The organism is Rummeliibacillus sp. BSL5 (assembly GCF_052928305.1).
The window spans coordinates 1662202-1682222 of the sequence record NZ_JAVGCV010000001.1 but is presented as its reverse complement, the minus strand read 5'-3'; the positions used below and the strand labels follow the sequence as shown (position 1 = coordinate 1682222).

The following is a 20021-nucleotide window of genomic DNA, read 5'->3' as shown; positions in this document are numbered from 1 at the left end:
TGAGGGTAATGGGTAATCATACATACTTTTAAGCTTGAAATATAAAACCCTATTAATAGGAGAAGGTCTTATGTCAGAAAAACAAAAGTCATCCAATCGAGTTATTACACTTTTGACAATCATTGCAGCATTTTTGATGGGATTTATTGATGCCTATACGTTTATGGCGCAAAACCACGTGTTTGCGAGTGCTCAGACAGGGAATATGGTGACGTTTGCCGTGAAGCTGTTTTCTGGAGAATGGCGGCAAGCTGTCCGTAATATCATCGTGTTCTTTGGATTCGCGCTAGGTGTTTTCTTAGGAGAGATTTTTCTTGTGAAGTTTGCGGAGCTGAGAATGCTCAAATATCGATTGTTTCTCTATTTCCAGGCTGCTCTACTATTGTTGCTAGCTATATATCAGCTTCAATTAGATACGCGTGTGATGGGCGTATTACTTGGAATTTTATCAGGCTATGAATTAACAATGTTCCGGAAAATTAGAGATACACAAGTGAACAATGGAATTATGACAGGCAATGCGAAAAATTTAATGAACAGCTTATATCGTATTCTATTCAATAAAGAGAAGAAGGCAAAAAGCGATTTCCTCAATCAATTGACAGTCATTGTGATGTTTATCTTCGGTGTAGGCATTGGGACGCTCGTTGTGCAATGGCACGCTACCTATAGCTTATGGTTTGCCTTCTATCTTGTTTGCTTGTCCATTGTGAGCATGTTTTTTGTAAAAGAATAAGGGACAATCCTCCTATTTGGATGTTTACTTTTTACCAGTAAAGGTAGAAGTATATAAGGTTTAAATATCCAGTATAGGAGGATTTTGTATTGAATAAATTAATTGGTGAAAGCCGTTCCTTTTGGCGCATGTCAGCCAAAGGGCTAAGTTACACGAAGCTGGCCAATACGGTCGAAGTGGATGTGGCTGTTGTAGGTGGAGGAATTTCAGGTATTTTGGCATCTTACTTTTTAGCAAAGAAAGGCAAGAAGGTAGCATTATTGGAATCAAGAGAATTAATTAGCGGCACAACTGGAGGTACGACTGCAAAGCTGTCAGCTCAGCATGAGCTCGTTTACAATAAACTAATTAAACAAAGTGGAGAAGAGTTAGCAAGACTTTATTATGAAGCGAACTCAAAGGCTATCGATATGGCCGAGTCCCTTGTAGAAGAATATGGGATTGATTGTGATTTTGAAAGAACAGATGCGTACGTCTTCTCACAAAAAGAACGTTCTCTAGAGCAATTAGAAAGTGAGGAAATTGCTTACCGGAAATTAGGAATAGATGGACAGATGGTCGATGACATTCCTATTTCTTTTGATATAAAAGGGGCGCTTGTTATGAGGAATCAAGCACAATTCCATCCGGTTAAATTTCTGCAGGGTATTTTAAGAGAATTGGAAGACATGGGGGCCCATATCTATCAGCACACTAAATATATAGGTTATGAAAGAGACGGGGATCGTCTTACTCTTAATACGGATACGCAATTCCAGGTTAGATGTGATGATATGATCCTAGCTACATTGTTCCCCGCAGAAGATCCAGAGTCATTTTATTCGAAAACCATGAAACCCTCTACAACACATTTAACCGCGTTTGCTCACCTGAATCGAAATTTGAAAGGTATGTATATAAGTAATGATAGGCCGGAGCTTTCTTTTAGGTCCGCGTATTATGAGGGAGAACCTGTTTTAATTATCGGTGGACAATCTCATCCAACTGGCGATAATGCCTCTACAGCGGAAAGGTATGAATCTATTAAAGAAAGAGTAGAAAAAGAATTTGGCTTAACCGAAATGATGGACTATTGGTCAGCACATGGTTATATTACACCCGATTCACGTGCCTTCATAGGGAAATTGCATGAAGGAACTGATTCCATTTACGTTATGACTGGCTTTAATGAATGGGGTATGACAACTGGCATAGTGGGAGCAGAGTTGATTACCGATTTAATTATGGGAGAAGAAAACCCATATCAGCCATTGTATGACCCAAATCGTAGTTTGCCAAAGCAACAGGGTCATGAGAAGAAATCAACTCCAACTATTTTAGATGAAGCAGCTGAACTTAAGGAAGGGCAAGCGAAGAAGTTTGAAGTAGATGGAAAACCTGCAGGGATGTATAAGGATGCAAATGGCGAGGTTCATTTTATGAACTTAGCCTGTACACATCTCGGCTGCGAAGTGAAATGGAATGATGGAGACCATACATGGGATTGTCCATGCCACGGTTCTATCTTTGATGGAAAAGGAGAAGTCATATCAGGACCTGCAAAAGAACCATTGAAGAGAGTGAACCCATTTTAAAATATGAAAAGAAAGCTCTAAATCTTTTAAAAGATTTAGGGCTTTCTTTATGTTAAATCAAAGGAGGGAGATAAAAAAACCATGCAGGGTAAATCTGCATGGCTTTACGGTTATTATTTAAATTTTACATTCGGACGTTTATCGCTATGCAATGCATTTTTGATAAATTCATCGCTTAGAGGTAAGTGTTCTTTCAGAAGTGATTTTGGTGTTTGAGACATCCATTGGTTAAGTGAGATATCTGCATAGTGATCACTCTTGAAGATTTCAAGGAAGCGGAGAGGAGTATCTCCTGTGTTTTGAACATAGTGGCCCATCGCAAATGGAACATAGCCAACATCACCAGCCTGATAATCATATGTCCGTGCTTTACCGCCAGAGGCAAACACAGTCATTCGACCTTGTCCTTCAAGATAGTACTGCCATTCATCATTGTTTGGATGCCAATGTAATTCACGGACAGCACCAGGTTCTAATTCAACAAGGGCTGCTGCCACTGTGGTAGAGGCTGGGAAGTTATTTGAATCTGAAATCCATACTTTACCGCCGTTTGTTACAATTGGTTCTACATCATGGAGTTTGAAGCTATAAGGATTTTTAACAAATTCATTTGCATCTTCCGGTAAGTCTTGTGCAATCGGTCCAGGTACCTTTCCTTGGAACATATAGCGTTCGCTGCTAGGGAAATTATCAAATTCCTCTTCTGAAACGCCAAAGTTTGCAGCAAGGACGTCTTTTGGTGTGTGTGCGAACCAATCTGTAATCGAGAATGTACTATTCTCTGAGAAACTACCATCATCAAATGCGAGCAGGAATTCGGCTCCTTCGCTTAGACCCTTGATAGAATGTGGAACACCTCTTGGGAAATACCACAAATCTCCTTCCTCTACATCGTCTACAAACTCACGGCCATCAGGAGAGATAGCTGTAATTCTCGCTTTTCCTTTAATCATGTAAGACCATTCGCCTTCTTTGTGCCAATGAAGCTCACGTACCCCTCCTGGCTCTAAATGCATATTAACGCCAGCGATAGTAGTAGATGCAGGCATCTCGCGAACTGTTACCTCACGAGACCAGCCGCCATATTCTACACGCATATGTGATAAAGCATACGGGAATTTTAAGTTTGGCATAGTCCCTTTATCAGTCGTAGGGGGAACTAAAATATCTGGATTTTGGCGGTCAATTTCCGGATTTTGGGCACCCCAAATTTCTCCTCCGCGCTCACCGCTCATTGGTTGTGGGTTAGTGTTTTCATTTTGTTTATTTAAAGTCATTCTTGAATTTCTCCTTTCAATATGATTGGATTTTTCAAAAAACGAGTTAGTTGCCAATTGCTAGTCCGCCAGCACGCGGATCTGCTCCTGACTCAAGGCGATCAGGCCAGATGCGAATTGCCTGCGCATGACCCATCAAGTCACTGAAGTTTTCTACCATGGAAACGTTAATATGCCCTAGCTCCTCGAGTTTTTTTGCAATTTCTTTATCATAACGGCTCTCTAAACGAAGTCCTCGTATATCATCTCCCCATGTACGGCCGAGAAGCCATCTTGGAGCATCGATTGCTTCTTGGACAGAGTAATGCTGGTTTAATATTCGCATGATAATCAGTGCTTGTGTTTGCGGTTCGCCGTCTCCGCCCATTGCTCCAACAACTAACTCGGGTTTGTCGTCTTTGAATACCATGGAACAAGTCAACGTATGGGCAGGGCGTTTATTAGGTTCCAAAGTGTTGTGCGCTTTTGGATCAAGCGAGAAGTAAGCACCACGGTTTTGAAGCATCATGCCTGTCCCTTCTGCGACGAAACCTGAGCCCCATTCCCAATAGAGGCTTTGGATGACTCCAACTGCATTGCCTTCTTCATCAACTGCACAACTAAATGTTGTATCGCCTTTCTTGGCATATCCGTTTTCCGGAGGTCCAAGCGATGGATCATGCATTTTTTTAACGCGTTCTTCAAAGTATTCTTTACTTAGTAAGATATCAGTTGGAACTTTATTGAATGCGGGGTCATCTAAATATTGGTCCCGGTCCATAAATGAAAATGCAGTAGCCCGAGTAAAGTAGTCAATAAATTTTTCCTCTTGGCCAATTAGGCTTGTGATATCTAAATGATCCATCATACCAAGAATTTGGAGTGTGACCATTCCAGCTGAATTGGGCGGCGGCGCAATGACTTTGCGGTCGCCGTATTCTACAGAAACAGGTTCCACCCATTCTGCTTTGTGATTAGCAAAGTCTTCTCTTGTTAGCAATCCTCCATTTTTTTGTAAAAATGCTGTAACCATATCGGCTATTTCACCTTTGTAAAAGGCATCTTTACCGTGTACTGCTATTTTCTCGAGAGTTTTTCCTAGATCAGGATTCTTAAGGATGTCGCCTTTGATATACGGCGCGACACCATCTTTGAGGTAAACCTTAGCTGTCGATGGGTATGTGCGGAGTAATGTAAGAGCACTTTCTGAGAACTTAGCAAGAGAGTCTCCAACAGGGAATCCATTGTAAGCATAATCAATCGCTGGCTCTAAACAATCTTTTAATGGAAGCTTTCCAAACCGCTCATGCGCTTCAATCCATCCGCTGACAGCTCCTGGTACAGTAGTAACTGCTTTAGCTCCGCGGATGTCCATGCCATCTTCCCGATTGAATTGATCGCGCGTGACATTTTTGCCGGAATGCCCAGTTGCATTTAAGGCGTGACGTTTACCTGTTTTAGCATCATAAATTAACCAAAAAGAATCGCCTCCTGCTCCGGTCATATGAGGAAAAACAACACCTAGAACTGAGTTGGCTGTAACCATTGCATCAATGGCATTTCCACCTTTGATAAGAATCTGGTTTGCGGCCATGGAAGCAAGTTCGTTAGGTGTGGCAACTGCATTTTTGTTAGATATAAAGGAGTTGCCGTAGCGAGGATCAATATCTTCACCATATACCCTGGATTTTTGAACCATTTAAGTACCTCCAAATTAGAAATTTTATAGGTAATTTCGTCCCTATAACTATGCATACCCTTTTACATATGGGTAAAACATATTAATTTTTAGAAGGTGGTTTAATACGATTCCATTTCACTACGTTTTCTAAAATAAGGGCCATCAATATGCCCATTAATAAGCCATTGCCGACAATTGGCTGAACTACCTTTGGAAGGGAAGAAAAATAAGAGTCAGGCATAATCATAATGACGATGGCTAAAAAAAGGGGAATGGCAGAGCGATATACATTTCTCTTGTTAAGCTCTATTTTCTTAAAGAAATCCATGGATGAATTTAATAGCTGCAAATAAGCAACAAAGAGGACCATACTGCCTATGCTAAGAGGAATATTGGAAAAGAAATGCGCGGCAGGCGGTATCAATCCCATTATGAAAAATAGGACACTGCCTATTACAAATGGAAGGCGCTTAACAATGCCTGATTGTTCTAAAAACCCGATTGATGACACGAAAGGTGCATAAGGAACTAATCCAAATAGACCACCCAGTCCAGACAATACACCTGAAATGGTGAGGCTCCGCTTGTATTGTTTCTTGCTCGTTTCTTCATCATATAGATTTTCAGTTCCTTTTAAAGCACCGAATGTATTTGCTAAATTCATCAAGCCTGTAATGACAGCCATCACTATAATGCCAATATTCCAAGCAGGTTTGCCCAAGTTAAATAGTTGGAACTTAAAGGTAGCATCTGTTTTTACAGAATGCTCTGGTCCAAAAATAAGAGCATAAGCAATCCACCCGACAACTATTCCGCCGAGAAGTGAATACTTGCTATATTTAGTTGGGGCTTTCACATTGATAAAAATCATTATGGCTGCGATGATAAACGTCAAGGCCGCTACTGATAATTTGATTTTTGCATCATCAGGCGCGTTACCCATTGGTATACCTAACATGCCTTTTAAAAAAATTTGGATTAATTGAATGCCAAAAAGTAACATAAATACAGCCATGACACCTGGTTTGAAAAGCTTTGAAATAGCAGGCCCCCAGCCAAAAAACCCAATAGCTATATTTAAAACAGCGGAAATCAGGATTCCAACTGTCAAACTGCCCCCTAATTCCCCGAGGGAAGTCCCTTGTGCGGTAGCCATGCTGACAATTGATAAAATCATGCCCCACCATAATCCAGATTGACCTTCAAGAATGGCTCTTTTGTGGCCAATGAAAGCTTGCAATAAACAAGCTGCTCCTGTCACTAAGAAGGATAACTGCAATGTGGTAATAATACTGTCTTGTCCAAGCTTAAATGCTTTTCCCACTGTTAAAGGGATGATGACAATATTGGCGAAAATAAAGAAAAACCACTCAATCCCTGCAATCCATTGAGATGGCTCCTTTAGGCCAGAAAACTCCTTCTTCATTTCTTTTTTCATATTTTGTTCCATTACCTAACCTCCAATCTTTTAGGTTAGTAGAAGATTCCCTAAAAAAATAAAATAAAACGAAATTAGGTTTATTAATACTATTAAAATCTAGATATATATACCTTAAAAATGTAAATACATGTATGAAATATTATGCTATATTTTAGGTGATAGACCATTGATGGGATGGAAGTGAGAAATGACAATGTCTAAAACTACTATAATTGATAAAGAAGCTGCTCGTCGGATCAGAGAGGGAATGAAAGCAGATTGCACAAAATGTTTTAGTCTCTGTTGTACTGCTCTAAATATTGTTGCTTCAAGCGATTTTTCAATTAATAAACCGGCAGGAACTCCCTGCCTGAATTTGCAACCTAATTACAGCTGTCAAATACACAGCCAGTTGAGAGATAAAGGCTTCAAAGGATGTACAGTTTTTGATTGCTTGGGGGCGGGGCAGGTCGTTTCTCAGGTTACTTTTAAGGGACAGAGTTGGCGAGGAAATCCTGAAATAGGGAAGAAGATGTTTCAGGTATTTCCAATTATGGAGCAACTCCATGAAATGATTGCATATGTTTCAGAAGCTCTGTCTTATGAAATACCGGAAGATATAGCAGATAAATTGAGCAAACAGTTAAAGAAATTGCAGTATTTAACTGAGTTGGATGCAGATGATTTACTTGCCCTTGATTTAATAATGTACCGTTTTTCTTTAAATGAGCTTCTAACTATAGCAAGTAATTTTGTTAGGGAAAAAGCGATTAGTAAACTGCCTGGTAATCGAAATATAAAAGATTTTGATCATGCAAGAGTCGACTGGATCGGAAAGAAACTAGAAGGAAAAGATTTAAGGGCTTCTGATTTTAGAGGAGCTTATTTGATTGCTTCAGATATGAGAAATTCAGATTTGAGAGAAGTAAATTTCATTGGTGCTGATTTACGAGATGTTAATTTGGGTGGAGCTGATCTTTCTACTAGTATGTTTTTGACTCAAATGCAAATCAATTCAGCAAAAGGAAATGAGATGACCCGGTTGCCAATATATATACAGAAACCTTCTCATTGGTAAAGGTAGCTATCGCTGTCTGTTCTATATTTTTAATCTTCAGGTAATATGAGCTGCTGAATAACCCTAGCGTTTGATAAAACCGTGCAGTTTCTCTGAGGGAAGCTCTGAAAAGCATGTATGCTTGCTTATTTACTTTTATTGATGACAATACAAAAATGCCTTTGTTCAGCGTCTTGAACAAAGGCATTTCTCTTATACAAATGGACGTCTTACACCTGCAATTACATTACAGTGTGAATTGACAACTGGTGAAATCATTACCTTCTGTGGCCATGATTCGATTACTTTGTTGTCGCCGAGATAGATTGCTACATGCCAGATAGTGTGTGTACCTGGCTCATAGTAAAAGATTAAATCACCGCGCTGCCGCTTGTTGTAGCTTACTTTTTTAAATTTCGAAGAAGCAAACAGTTTGCGGCTGTTCCACTCATTGCCAGGGTGTGCGTGTTGGATGCTTGATACTGGGACAGGGTTAATCCCGCCTGCATACAATCCTTGCGTTACTAGCCCACTACAATCTAGTCCATAGCTTGGTGAAGAGGAAGCGCCGACGATATAGGGTTTTCCTAAATATTTATAGCTTTGTGTTATCATCGCTTCGATATGTTCTTTACGTCCATCCCAAGCAAAGGCTTTTAGTGGTGCAATATACTGGTCAATGCTATACCATGATGCTTCACTGAAACCTAATTTCTTCCAAGTTTTTATATCCACATTACCTGTAACGGGCAGATGATTTTTGGCTTGGAAATTACGTACGGCATTATATGTGGCATCGTTATATTTAGCATAGCCGTTGGGTCCGATAATCCCAAGTTTATTCATAACTTTCCATGTCTTGATTCCTTCGTAGCCTCGACTTAAATTATAGCCAACTTTCCCTGTGGGCTTGATTTGTTTATATTGAACTTGATAGTAGGCTTTGGGATTTTGATAACCCTTCGTTTTTACCACAAAGTGTTTATGAGCGGTAAAATAGTTGCCATTCGTCAATTGAAGGCGCGGTGTTCCTTTAGAAGAGGAGACAATTCGCTTAACATGCAAATAGGTGCCTTTCTTTTCAAAGCTTACTTTCTTTTTAAATTCAACATCTTTATACATGGAGGTACCTGCTATTACCTTTACAATCACAGGATTGGTCTTATAGAACGTTGATACTTCTTTTGCCTGTGCAGTAGATTCCTTGCCAATCGCAGGGGAGAGCAAGAGAATACTTGCCATCAAACCCATTAACCATTTTCGCTTCATCTGTTAACCTCAACTTCCATAGTAGAATAAAAGACTTAAGTTTCTCCTTTAATAGCTGATTGCCCGATATTTGTCATCTTTCCAATGTTTTTTAAATGTACTGATTTTCATGCTGCTTTTTTTACCTGTCCATGGGTCATTAAAATAAACTCTTGAATTATCATAACCTGTTACAGTTAATGCGTGATTTACAAAACCATCGACATTCGCTACCCATACAACTACCGGGTGATTACGATTGATTTGTTTTTTAATCGATGTAAACGATTTGCCTGTCATGTTCACCGAGGAACCGGCATATTTTTTGACTAGTTTCATCAATGCAGGAGGGAAGATCCACCAACCTGCTTTACTATAGGGACTGCCAACGAAGCCTAGATTGCCATTTAATGTACTAGTTCTTGGCATTTCCCTGGCCATTTTCATCTTATCCACTTTGGCTCCTTTATACTGGAGCATCATGGTGACGGCAGTAATTTCACAACCAGTTGGCAACTCAGGAAGCTGATTAATGACCTTTACGTTTAGGTTTTTATAATATTCGCTTAAGCCATTTGCTTCAATCCACCCTAACAATTTGCCATTATATGAAATTCTGTACCATAGTTTTCCGCCAGCTTTAGCAGATCTGCTTATGTACATTTTCTTGCTCTTATAGTTGAAGCTGCGGTGGCTTGGTTTCATGGAATTCTTGTCTACATTATAGGGATTATGTTTATAGATAGGGTAATTTTTCTTTTGCACTGTTTTGATTTTTAGATAGAAATTCTGCTTTTTTTCATCTATCTTTTTATAGTAAAAATGTTTTGCCTTTAAAGGTGTTTCCTTCGGTGGTTTCGTTTGTGGAACTTCTTTACTTTCATCTGATTCTTCAGAAGGAGTTTGTGGATTGGTTGGTTTATTTACCTCTCCGTCGCTTTCATCATCGGTTTTAGGAATAGCCTCTGTAGCACTGGTTGGTGTGTCCTCTAGCAACTGATCGACACGCTGATTTTCTTCGTGTATAGCTGGTGTCTGTTTTAAGATTCTTTGCTGATTTAGCTCATTTGCCTTTGGGAGTTTGGGTGTTTCATTTGCCGCATGAACAGAATAGAGAGAAGGCTCTGCAAATAGAAGCGAAGCAGCCACTATAGTAGATAAGCCAATTTTCTTCCTATTATTCTTCATTTATAGTCCCTCCAATGTTAATTTATTTATAATGTATTACCCATTCATGCTAAAAGTATATAGGTTAATGGGTTAATTTACAAAAAAATTAAAAAATGGAATGTAGCTTATAGTCCTTTTTCTTTATATTTATTTAAAAAAGTTCGCTTAAAAAATAAGCGAACTTGGTTAAGCTATTTTTGTTTAGCTGATGCTCTCGATTGAAGGCTCCACTCCTGCTTCTTGATTGGGTTTTTTATAAACTTCATCTTTGGTATAGATAGTTAAACCTGTTGTATCTTTTGTTGATCGTGAGAATAGCAGACTTATGATATATCCATATACATATGCAGAACAGAATGAAACGATACTAACTGTAAACGGCGTTAAATTAGTCTTTTGAACAAAATACGCTGTAATTGCACTTAAGAATAGGCCGATTAATACACCTGGTGTATTTGCGCGTTTTGTAAATATACCTAATGCAAAAATGCCGGCAATAGGTACACCAAACAATCCGGTAATAGCTAGGAAGAGATTCCATGTTTCTGCACGATTAGTTGAAATTAGATAAAGAGCTGCAGCCATACCGAGTAGGCCTGCTATGATGACGATGATACGAGCCAACCAAACATCTTTTTTCTCATCTTTTCCAAAGAAACGTTGTTTAAAATCAACCGTTACACAAGCAGAAATACTATTCAAGCTTGATGAAATAGTTGATTGGCAAGCTGCGAAAATAGCAGCAATCAGAAGACCTGCCACACCTGCCGGCAAACTGGAAACGATAAAGTAAGGAACAAGAGCAGACGTATTAAAGCCTTCGGGAAGTGAAGTGACATTGTTGTAATAACTGAAAAGCACAGTTCCCATACCGAAGAAAACAGGAATTGTCACCAAAGCTAAAATGCCGTTTGTCCATAGAGATTTATTGGTTTCCTTAATGGAACTCGTGGTTTGATAACGCTGCACCACATCTTGGCTCGCCGTGTATTGATGTAGATTATTAAAAATAGAGCCCAAGAAAATAATGGGAATAGCTGCAGCTGCACCTCCGAATTGGAAGTTTTTCGCCGTGATTAATTTATCATGGTCCATCGCGTTTTGCATCACCGTAGAAAAGCCGCCGTCAATCGCATCAATCCCTAAAAAGACAAGCAGAATTGCTCCGCCCAATAGAATAATTCCTTGGATAACATCACTCCAAATAACACCTTCCATACCACCTAGGAATGTATAGATGATACATAGACCGCCAACAGCTGTAGCGATAATAATCGGATTAATATCAGATACAAGTGTGATAGCCAATGTCGGCAAATAAATAACGATGGCTACGCGTCCAATATGGAACAGTGTGAATAACAAGCTGCCAATAAAGCGAAGAGATACCCCAAATCGTGCTTCTAAATATTCATAGGCAGTTGTCACATTTAACTTTCTGAAGAAAGGAACATAAAAGTAGATTAAGACCGGAATAATCACCAAAATCGTGAGATTCCCGGCTGCATAGGACCAGTCAGATAAAAAAGCCTGTTCAGGTGTTGACATATATGTAATCGCACTTAAAGTCGTTGCATATATACTAAACCCGGCAGCCCATGCGGGAATTTTGCCACTAGCTGTAAAGAAAGCATCTGTATTTTTGCTTGATCTCTTTGTGAAATAAATCCCTACCGCCAACATAGCCAGCAAATAAAGAACAAGTACCGCCCAATTGGCCGTTCCAAAGCTAATTTTCTCCATAAAACTCACCCTTTCAATAAATAAAACATTTTTTATTTATACAAAATTCTTTCAATTTAGCCCGTAGCAATCTACTAAAAGATTGCTAAAAATTATAGTTCATATTTTTCCACAAGGTGTTTAACTGCATCTTTCTTTGCCGGATCAAGAGAAGACATTGGCTGTTTGACGGTGCCGGCTTGAATGCCTTTTACGTTCAAAATTTCTTTTAACGTTTGATACAAGCCAAGCTCTAAAATCTTTTCAATCAAATCATTGGTTTTATGTTGTACTTCGTAGGCCTCTGCGACTTTGCCGGTTTGGCATAAATCCCATATTTGTTTTGCTTGTTTTCCGTTTACGTTATAGGTGCTGCCGATTGCTCCGTCGACACCGCTGATCGCTCCGTAAATTAACATCTCATCAAACCCTGAGTAAATAAGTTTATTAGGATATTGTTTTCTAAGACGTTCAAGTAAGAAGAAGTTACCGTCTGTATATTTCACACCTATAATCTTTTCATTTTGGAAAAGCTCATCAAACTGAGCCATTGACATAGAAACACCAGTAAGCGCAGGAATAGCGTAAATAATCATATCGTTGCCAGTTTCACGAATAATTGTTTCATAGTAAGCTTTGATTTCTTGGAATGTAAATTTGTAATAGAAAGGCGTGACGGCAGAAAGGCTATCATATCCAAGTTCTGTTGCATATTTACCAAGCTCAATTGCTTCATTAAGATTAAGCGAGCCAACCTGTGCAATTAATTTAACTTTACCTTTATTTTCATCGCTTACAATTTGAAAGATCTGCTTCTTTTGTTCCGTGGAAAGTAAGAAGTTTTCTCCTGAACTTCCATTTACATAAAGTCCATCAATTTGTTGAACATCCATGTTAAACCTTACGACATCACGTAAACCTTGTTCAATTATTTGACCATTTTCATCAAATGGTACAAGCAATGCAGAAAATAAACCTTTCATTACTCATTCCTCCTATTTACTAATTGATAAAACAATACGCAAAATATATAATATTGTCAGACCAATTTTTAGTTAGTACCATCATAAAAGGCTCAAATTGAAAAGTCAATATTTTTTGTAAGGGTTTTCATATAGTTGCAGCTTATAGATCAGAGTCGTTATGATAGAAAAAAAGAGGAGAAGAAGGTGAAAGATGGTTATCCAGAAGATATCTTTGGTCGACCTTGCAATTGATCGAATAAAAAATTATATCAAAGACCAAGATTACAAACCGAATGATAGATTCCTATCTGAAAAAGAGTTGGTAGCCAAGCTTCAGGTAAGTAGAACGGTTGTTAGAGAAGCGCTCATATCTCTCCAAACCATTGGCATATTGACTATCAAATCAGGTGGCGGAGTTTATATTGCAGAACCAAAGCTTGATTCTATTACAGAAATCTTGAAATTTCATTATGATACGTACGGGATAAAGCTTAAAGAATTAATTGAAACGCGAGAGATTGTTGAAATGGGTGCTCTAAGATTAATCATTGAAAATAATACGCTCGCAGATACAACCGAATTAACAAACTTAAATGAATCATACTTTCAAGCGATTATAGCAAAGGATGATCCTAAGCCGTATGATCGACTATTTCACCAAGCTTTAATGAAAGCTACTGATAATAGTACGTACTATTTATTTAGTGAAATTATCAACGAATACTTTTCATTCGTTTGTATTGATGTAAAAGAAAAAGAAGACGAACTGCTACAAGCATATACAGAACATAAAGCTATTATTGAAACTATAGAAACAGGAAACCTTCATGAAGCGCAAAATAAAATGAAAAAGCATTTTGAACCTATTTTTAAATTGGTTCAACAATTAAAGGAGACACCTGACGATGGAGCCGATTCAATCATCTGAAAGAAAGTCATTAAAGAAAATGATCATCCAAGAAATTAAGCAATATATTATTGATCATGAATTAAAAGCTGGCGACCAGCTCCCAACTGAAAGGAAATTCACAGAGTTATTCGGAGTGAGCAGATCTGTGGTCAGAGAAGCACTGAGCTTTCTTGAAAATACGGAAATCATTACTGTACGCCAAGGACATGGAGCATTTTTAAACGAAACAAATTTTGAAAATTTATTGGACAACTTTTTCTTCTTATGGCAAATCAATAGCGGGAAAATGAAAGAAATTGTGGGCTTAAGGGCACTTTTTGAATCAAGTGCTATTGATGAAATTGTGAAGGCAAATCGCAAGGACGAATTAAATCGCCTAAAAGAATTGGTGGAAAATAGTGCAGGACTTACAACCCCGGAAGAATTCAGAAATGCTGATCTTGCCTTCCATAAGGAGCTTTTGAAAGCAACGGGCAATGAGTTGTTTATACAAATGACTAATATGATTACAAGCTACTTTTTCCAAGTGCAGCATGTACAGCTGACCCATGCAGAATATCAAGCCATTATTAAAGAACATCAGGAAATAGTTGCAGCCTTGCTAGCGGGAGACGCAGAACGAGCCAAAAAGCTTTTGACAAATCACATGAAAAATACACGTGCATAGGGGGCTACCATGGCTAAATATTTAACAATAGATATCGGCGGCACCTATATTAAATATGGATTGGTTGATGAGCAGCTTCATCTAATTGATAAGGGAAAAGTAGCTACAAAGAGAAATATGGAGTCTGCTATTTTACAACAAGTAGACGAGATAATAGAAAAATTTCTAAGCGTAAGCTCAATAAATGGAATCGGTATAAGCACAGCCGGAATTGTTGATAGGCAGAGAGGCGAAATTGTATACGCCGGTCCTACAATTAAAAATTATAAAGGCACTTCGTTTAAAAAACATATAGTTGAAAAGTTTGATTTGCCTGTTCATGTTGAGAATGATGTAAATGCCGCATTGTTGGGCGAAATATGGAAAGGTGCGGCGCAACATCACGATCAAGTCTATTGCATTACACTAGGTACGGGGATAGGTGGTGCCTATTATGATGAGGGAATTGTAGATGGCTACCATTTGCAAGCTCACTCGGTCGGCTATTTATTATATGACCCTGCTTCTAAAACAAACTATGAAATGAGGGCTTCCACCTCTGCTTTATCAAGGAAGGTTGTAAAAGAATTAGGCACTGATTTTACAGTGCAAGATGCCTTCGACAAAGCGAAACTAGGTGATGTGAGCTGCACCGCTATGATTAGAGATTGGTGTAAGGAAGTCGCGAGGGGGCTTTCTGAAATTATCCTGTTGGTTGATCCAAGCTGCATAATAATTGGTGGAGGCATTTCTCAACAAGGAGACTTTTTATTGCACCTCATTGAAGAACAGGTGGAGGAGTTCTTGCCATCCCATTTTTTAAAGACGGAAATTAAAATGGCGCAACTTTATAATGATGCAGCCTTGTACGGCGCTGTATACCCATTTTTTAAGGAGGAAAAGTAGAATGATCCAACAAGTCAAAGACGGTCTGATTGTTTCATGCCAAGCTTTACCGAATGAACCATTACACAGTTCTTTTATCATGTCAAAGATGGCGTTAGCTGCCTGGCAGGGGGGCGCAAAAGGGATACGTGCAAACTCAAAGGAAGATATTATAGCGATTAAAGAAGAAGTGGATTTGCCTATTGTAGGCATAGTAAAGCGCGATTATAGAGATAGTGATATCTATATTACAGCCACTACGAAAGAAATTGATGAATTGCTAGAAAGCCAATGTGACATGATTGCGCTGGATGCAACAAGCAGAAAACGCCCTGGTGACATTCATTTAAGTGAGTTGGTTGCGTATGTGAAAGAGAAGGCTCCTGAATGCCAGCTGATGGCAGATATTGCAACGCTTGAAGAGGCAATCGAAGCAGAGAGATTGGGTTTCACTTGTATCTCTACGACATTGCATGGCTATACAGAAAAAACAAAGGGGAAGAAATTATATGATAATGACTTTGAATTTCTTAAGAACGTTCTCAGTCAAGTTAAGATACCAGTTATTGCAGAAGGCAATATTTTGACCCCTGAAATGTATCAGCGATGCATGGAGATAGGTGCACACGCATGTGTAGTTGGAGGAGCAATCACACGGCCAAAAGAAATCACTCAGCGCTTTGTGGAAAAGTTTTAAACTGTAAAGTCTTTAATCTCACCAAGGTTAAAGGCTTTTATTATATATATCAAATATCTGGTGAGTTCTTATATATACATAATATTTGGGTGAATCACACATAATTTTATATAATTAAAATGAAGTATTAAATTTGATAAGAAGGGTTTTGAAATTATGGTTGCGAGTATTCGTAACATTACCATCTCCAACAAAGATGAAATTTTAGCACTGCATGTAGCTAAAGCGCAAGAAGGGTTTATTGAAACAACACAAGAATGCTTAGAGGAAGCCGGTGAGAATGCCAATTTTGTCCCCGTTGGTTTGTATGTAGACGACATTCCTGTAGGGTTCGCCATGTATGGTGCCTTTCAGGATGAAAAAGAGGGACAACGAGTGTGGCTAGATCGGTTTTTGATTGATTCGCATTACCAAGGAAAGGGTTATGGTCGTCTTTTTCTTGAGCAATTAATCCAGCATTTGATTGCGAAGTATCAGTGTAAGAAAATCTATTTAAGCGTATATGATAACAACAAGCATGCTATCCATTTGTATCAGCAATATGGGTTCTTCTTCACCGGTGAACTAGATACCAAAGGAGAGAAAGTAATGGTTAAGGATATTTCGAACTAAATTTTTAAAAAAATCCAACGAATAAAGTTGGATTTTTTTGTTTATGTAGTGCAAAAAAGGGTATAAGGTGTTATCTTAGCATGTGTATACATATGTTAGACAATGTGCATTTTTATTTCAAAGGGAGGAAATAAAATGAAAAAATGGTTAGTTACAGGTTTATCGATTGTGTTAGCAGCTACCCTTGCTGTTGTCCCAGCAACCCCAAGCGTTTTAGATGCAGGTCCTAAAACAGCATCTGCGGCTACAAAGACAACGCAAACTTACATGCTGAGTACGAAGAAAACTTATGTACGTAAGGGTGCAAGCACAAAAAATACGGCTGTTGGATATATTGACAAGAAAGTACGCGTAAAGCTGAAGATTACAAAAGGTAAATCTTGGGCTTACTTTAGCGAAAAAGGCTTAAAGGGCTATGTAAAACTAGCTGACTTTAAGGATTTAAAAAGAAAGAGCAGCAGTGAAAGAGAATCAAAGATTATCACGCTTGTTAATAAAGAACGAAAAAAAGCAGGCTTAAAACCTCTTAAAGAAAATAAAGTGATGAACTACACAGCTTATTACAAGAGTAAAGAAATGGCACAAAAAAATTATTTCGGCCACGATGGCGGAAAGTATAAAACATGGTCTAACCTAATTACTAGCCATATTGGCATAAATATTACAGGAATGGGCGAAAACATTGCCTATGGTTATCCATCCACGAAAGAAGTAATGATTGCATGGATGAATTCAAAAGGGCATCGCGAAAATATATTAAATAAAAACTTCAAGGAAATGGGTGTTGGCGTTTATTACGATAAAAGCAACAAACGTTTCTATTGGACGCAGCATTTCCTAACAAAATAAGAAGAGAAAAAAGGATATCTCATGGGAGATATCCTTTTTATTCGTTCAATTTCCATGTAGCATAATTCAAGCTTAGCGCGAAGATAACCCATCCTATATAAGGAATCATCAATGTACCTGCTGCTCGATCCACTTGGAAGAAGTCATAGGCAGTAAGTGCAATCGCGCCCAGTAATACGGTCATTTCCACTAATGCCGTGCCACGAAGCTCCCAACGGAAGAACAAAAATGACCATAAGAAATTAAGTCCAAGCTGTAGTTCATAGATGGAAATTTCCTTTTTTCTTTTACCTTCTTGCTGTTTGGATACTCTATATTTTGCGAGCCCCATTAATCCATATAATGTAGTCCAGGCAATGGGAAAAACGGCGGAAGGTGGAGAAAACGAAGGTTTTTTCAGCTTCTTATATTTCTCTTGAGCATGTCGATTGGCAAGCCAACCGGTTATAGAACCGCCAATAATAGGGACAAGGACATGCTTGGCTAAGCTCTTTGTATCCATCTTTCCATTAACTTTCAATAGTTCCATAGAAAATACACCTCCTGACTATCATCTTTCCCTTGTAGTAGTAATCCAAACAATACCTGATGAATCTTAACGGATAAATTTTTTACTGTCGTTTAAAAGTAATTTACCACCGCCCCGAGGCAAAATACTACCGCAATTCGATGATTTACTTAACGCTAAACTAAAATTTACTCCCCAGACTTTACAGATTCCGTCTTATAGAAAAACTGTCCCATAATAAAAAATCCCCTCGATTAAATTCGAGGGGGTTGCTACATCTAACAACATAAACATTAGTCAGCCATTTTTGCCTGAAGTTCTGCTTCTTTTGCTTCCATAGTTTCAGATTGCCACCAAAGGACATCATCTGGGTCTTGATCTAGGACTTCTTTAAACTCTTTACGTGAATCCACAGCTGGGAATGAGCCTTTAAGTGGACGTCCAGATGTATCGCGGAATAACCATGTAAAGATCACGAAGCCAATAATACTAATCACCATTAGATAGATGGCAGGTGACAACGGATTTTTTGTAGCATGTACAAGATAAGATGCTACAAGTGGTGTAGTACCGCCAAAAATTGAAACAGAGATGTTAAACGATACAGCTAATGCACGGTATCTGACATCTGAGAAGAAAAGTGTTGGTAATAGCGACGGCATAGTACCTTCATAACAGCTTAGGAAAAAGCCCAGCAAAAAGACGCCAGCGAAAATCCAGCCGATATGGCCATAACCCATCATTGAAAATGCAGGGACTGCTAAAATAAGCGTACCAAGCAAACCAATTTGAACAATGCGTTTATTACCAATCTTATCACTCCAACGACCAAAGAAGAGTGCAAGTGGAATCATAATCATCATCACAACTAACAAAATGACTAAGCTTACTGTATTGTGAATATGCAATACCTCTGTCATATAAGAAGGAATGTATGACAGTATCATATAATTTGTAATGTTAAAGAAAGCCACAATTACAATACTTAGAAGTAAATCTTTTTTATAGTACTTGATGATATCCCTAAATGGAATGTGTTCTTCATTTTCACGAGCTTCTTCCATCTCTTCAAATACAGGAGACTCATCTAAATGACGGCGCAAGTAAAGGCCGACTAAACCAATTGGCGCTGCAATAATGAACGGTAAACGCCATCCCCATGATAGCATTTGTTCATGCGACAGCATAAAAGTAAGTAGTGTGACAACCCCAGAGGCAAAAATATAGCCAACGAGCGTACCAATTTCCAGGCCGCTGCCAAGAGTCCCACGTTTTTTATCAGGAGAAGATTCTGCAATATAGACCATTGCGCCTGAGTATTCGCCGCCTGTTGAAAAGCCTTGAATCATGCGTGCTACAAGCAGTAAAATAGGTGCCCAAACACCGATTTGTTCATAAGTGGGTAAAATACCGATTAAGAGGGTAGAGATTGCCATCATAATAATGGTCGTACTTAAGACGATCTTTCGTCCATATTTGTCCCCGATCCGGCCAAAGAATATGCCGCCGAGTGGACGAATTAAGAAAGCAACCGCAAAAGTGGCGAATGTAAAGACGAGTTGAAGACTGGGGTTACTTACTCCTGCAAAGAATAATTCACTGATTACAACGGCTAGGTATGCGTAAAGTCCAAAATCAAACCATTCCATCATATTACCTACACCTGTTGCAAATACAGCTTTCTTTGCTTTCTTTGAGCTTACGATATTAATATCCGAAGGCTCAATATCAAGATTTTTTTGTACCATATTTCTAAAACAGCTCCTCTATTTAGTTTTTGCTATTTTCGAGAAGCTCCAAAAAGATACCTATGTTTAAAAGAAATAGCGGAAACTTAAAAACAATCTCCGTACCTTTTAAGAGACCATATTCAGTTGTATTGTTGCAAAGTAATGAGTGAAAAGAGATGAAACTATGAAGTTGTTAGATGTGAAAAAAGATAAACGCATTTCCTAATGATGAATAGGTATACTATTATAATAGAAGAAACTAAATTTAACAACCCATAATGTCCACCATGTTCTGATTCCCTATTCAATCAGCCTATAAACATATTAAAAATAGATAAATCTTTTTCTGAGTGAA

The 20021-nt window shown here is 38.5% G+C and carries 18 protein-coding genes; 9 read left to right on the top strand and 9 right to left on the bottom strand.

Annotated features, from left to right (window positions below; genetic code table 11):
- The first annotated feature begins 70 nt into the window (after window positions 1-70).
- Both RCJ93_RS08460 and RCJ93_RS08455 read left to right on the top strand, forming a co-directional pair.
- Entirely contained in the window at window positions 71-736 is a 666-nt protein-coding gene (locus tag RCJ93_RS08460) for a YoaK family protein (RefSeq protein WP_147194995.1), read from the top strand.
- 89 nt (window positions 737-825) lie between these two features.
- A complete protein-coding gene (locus tag RCJ93_RS08455) occupies window positions 826-2310 on the top strand; it encodes an FAD-dependent oxidoreductase (protein ID WP_446738807.1) in 1485 nt (494 codons plus the stop codon).
- Between the two features lie 113 nt (window positions 2311-2423).
- Here RCJ93_RS08455 and RCJ93_RS08450 read toward each other — a convergent pair whose 3' ends face one another.
- From RCJ93_RS08450 to RCJ93_RS08440, 3 genes are all read right to left on the bottom strand, one after another.
- On the bottom strand, window positions 2424-3587 hold the full coding sequence (locus RCJ93_RS08450) for an oxalate decarboxylase family bicupin (protein WP_150283611.1): 1164 nt from the start codon (window positions 3585-3587) through the stop codon (window positions 2424-2426).
- A 46-nt stretch (window positions 3588-3633) separates the two neighbouring features.
- Entirely contained in the window at window positions 3634-5265 is a 1632-nt protein-coding gene (gene ggt, locus RCJ93_RS08445; RefSeq protein WP_446738806.1) for a gamma-glutamyltransferase, read from the bottom strand.
- Window positions 5266-5347: 82 nt separating this feature from the next.
- Entirely contained in the window at window positions 5348-6697 is a 1350-nt protein-coding gene (locus RCJ93_RS08440; RefSeq protein ID WP_446738805.1) for a uracil/xanthine transporter, read from the bottom strand.
- A 184-nt stretch (window positions 6698-6881) separates the two neighbouring features.
- Between RCJ93_RS08440 and RCJ93_RS08435 the strand changes: the two genes are divergently transcribed.
- Window positions 6882-7745 (top strand): pentapeptide repeat-containing protein, encoded by an 864-nt coding sequence (locus tag RCJ93_RS08435; RefSeq protein ID WP_150283613.1) that lies wholly within the window; start codon window positions 6882-6884, stop codon window positions 7743-7745.
- 192 nt (window positions 7746-7937) lie between these two features.
- Here RCJ93_RS08435 and RCJ93_RS08430 read toward each other — a convergent pair whose 3' ends face one another.
- The 4 genes from RCJ93_RS08430 to RCJ93_RS08415 form a co-directional block, all read right to left on the bottom strand.
- Window positions 7938-8993 (bottom strand): DUF5776 domain-containing protein, encoded by a 1056-nt coding sequence (locus RCJ93_RS08430; RefSeq protein ID WP_150283614.1) that lies wholly within the window; start codon window positions 8991-8993, stop codon window positions 7938-7940.
- Between the two features lie 48 nt (window positions 8994-9041).
- Window positions 9042-10160, bottom strand: a complete 1119-nt coding sequence (locus RCJ93_RS08425; protein ID WP_150283615.1) for a C39 family peptidase — start codon at window positions 10158-10160, stop codon at window positions 9042-9044.
- Between the two features lie 183 nt (window positions 10161-10343).
- The gene (locus RCJ93_RS08420; RefSeq protein ID WP_446738804.1) at window positions 10344-11885 is read right to left on the bottom strand and encodes a sodium:solute symporter; all 1542 of its coding nucleotides are present in this window, start codon (window positions 11883-11885) and stop codon (window positions 10344-10346) included.
- Window positions 11886-11977: 92 nt separating this feature from the next.
- The gene (locus RCJ93_RS08415; RefSeq protein ID WP_446738803.1) at window positions 11978-12847 is read right to left on the bottom strand and encodes an N-acetylneuraminate lyase; all 870 of its coding nucleotides are present in this window, start codon (window positions 12845-12847) and stop codon (window positions 11978-11980) included.
- Between the two features lie 193 nt (window positions 12848-13040).
- Here RCJ93_RS08415 and RCJ93_RS08410 point away from each other — a divergent pair, with 193 nt between their 5' ends.
- The 6 genes from RCJ93_RS08410 (at window position 13041) to RCJ93_RS08385 (ending at window position 17428) form a co-directional block, all read left to right on the top strand.
- Window positions 13041-13757 (top strand): FadR/GntR family transcriptional regulator, encoded by a 717-nt coding sequence (locus tag RCJ93_RS08410; RefSeq protein WP_251645344.1) that lies wholly within the window; start codon window positions 13041-13043, stop codon window positions 13755-13757.
- On the top strand, window positions 13735-14406 hold the full coding sequence (locus tag RCJ93_RS08405; RefSeq protein ID WP_251645345.1) for a FadR/GntR family transcriptional regulator: 672 nt from the start codon (window positions 13735-13737) through the stop codon (window positions 14404-14406). Before RCJ93_RS08410 ends, RCJ93_RS08405 begins: the two co-directional genes overlap by 23 nt.
- A gap of 9 nt (window positions 14407-14415) precedes the next feature.
- Window positions 14416-15291, top strand: coding sequence for an ROK family protein (locus RCJ93_RS08400; protein WP_446738802.1), 876 nt, complete (start codon window positions 14416-14418; stop codon window positions 15289-15291).
- A 1-nt stretch (window position 15292) separates the two neighbouring features.
- The gene (locus RCJ93_RS08395; RefSeq protein WP_446738801.1) at window positions 15293-15967 is read left to right on the top strand and encodes an N-acetylmannosamine-6-phosphate 2-epimerase; all 675 of its coding nucleotides are present in this window, start codon (window positions 15293-15295) and stop codon (window positions 15965-15967) included.
- A 156-nt stretch (window positions 15968-16123) separates the two neighbouring features.
- A complete protein-coding gene (locus RCJ93_RS08390; RefSeq protein ID WP_150283621.1) occupies window positions 16124-16579 on the top strand; it encodes a GNAT family N-acetyltransferase in 456 nt (151 codons plus the stop codon).
- A gap of 135 nt (window positions 16580-16714) precedes the next feature.
- Window positions 16715-17428, top strand: a complete 714-nt coding sequence (locus tag RCJ93_RS08385; RefSeq protein WP_066784393.1) for a CAP domain-containing protein — start codon at window positions 16715-16717, stop codon at window positions 17426-17428.
- A 37-nt stretch (window positions 17429-17465) separates the two neighbouring features.
- Here the strand turns inward: RCJ93_RS08385 and RCJ93_RS08380 are convergent, their stop codons facing one another.
- Complete coding sequence (locus RCJ93_RS08380) at window positions 17466-17957, bottom strand: TspO/MBR family protein (protein ID WP_150283622.1); 492 nt, start codon at window positions 17955-17957, stop codon at window positions 17466-17468.
- Window positions 17958-18229: 272 nt separating this feature from the next.
- Window positions 18230-19684, bottom strand: coding sequence for an MFS transporter (locus tag RCJ93_RS08375; protein WP_066784405.1), 1455 nt, complete (start codon window positions 19682-19684; stop codon window positions 18230-18232).
- Window positions 19685-20021 lie beyond the last annotated feature (337 nt).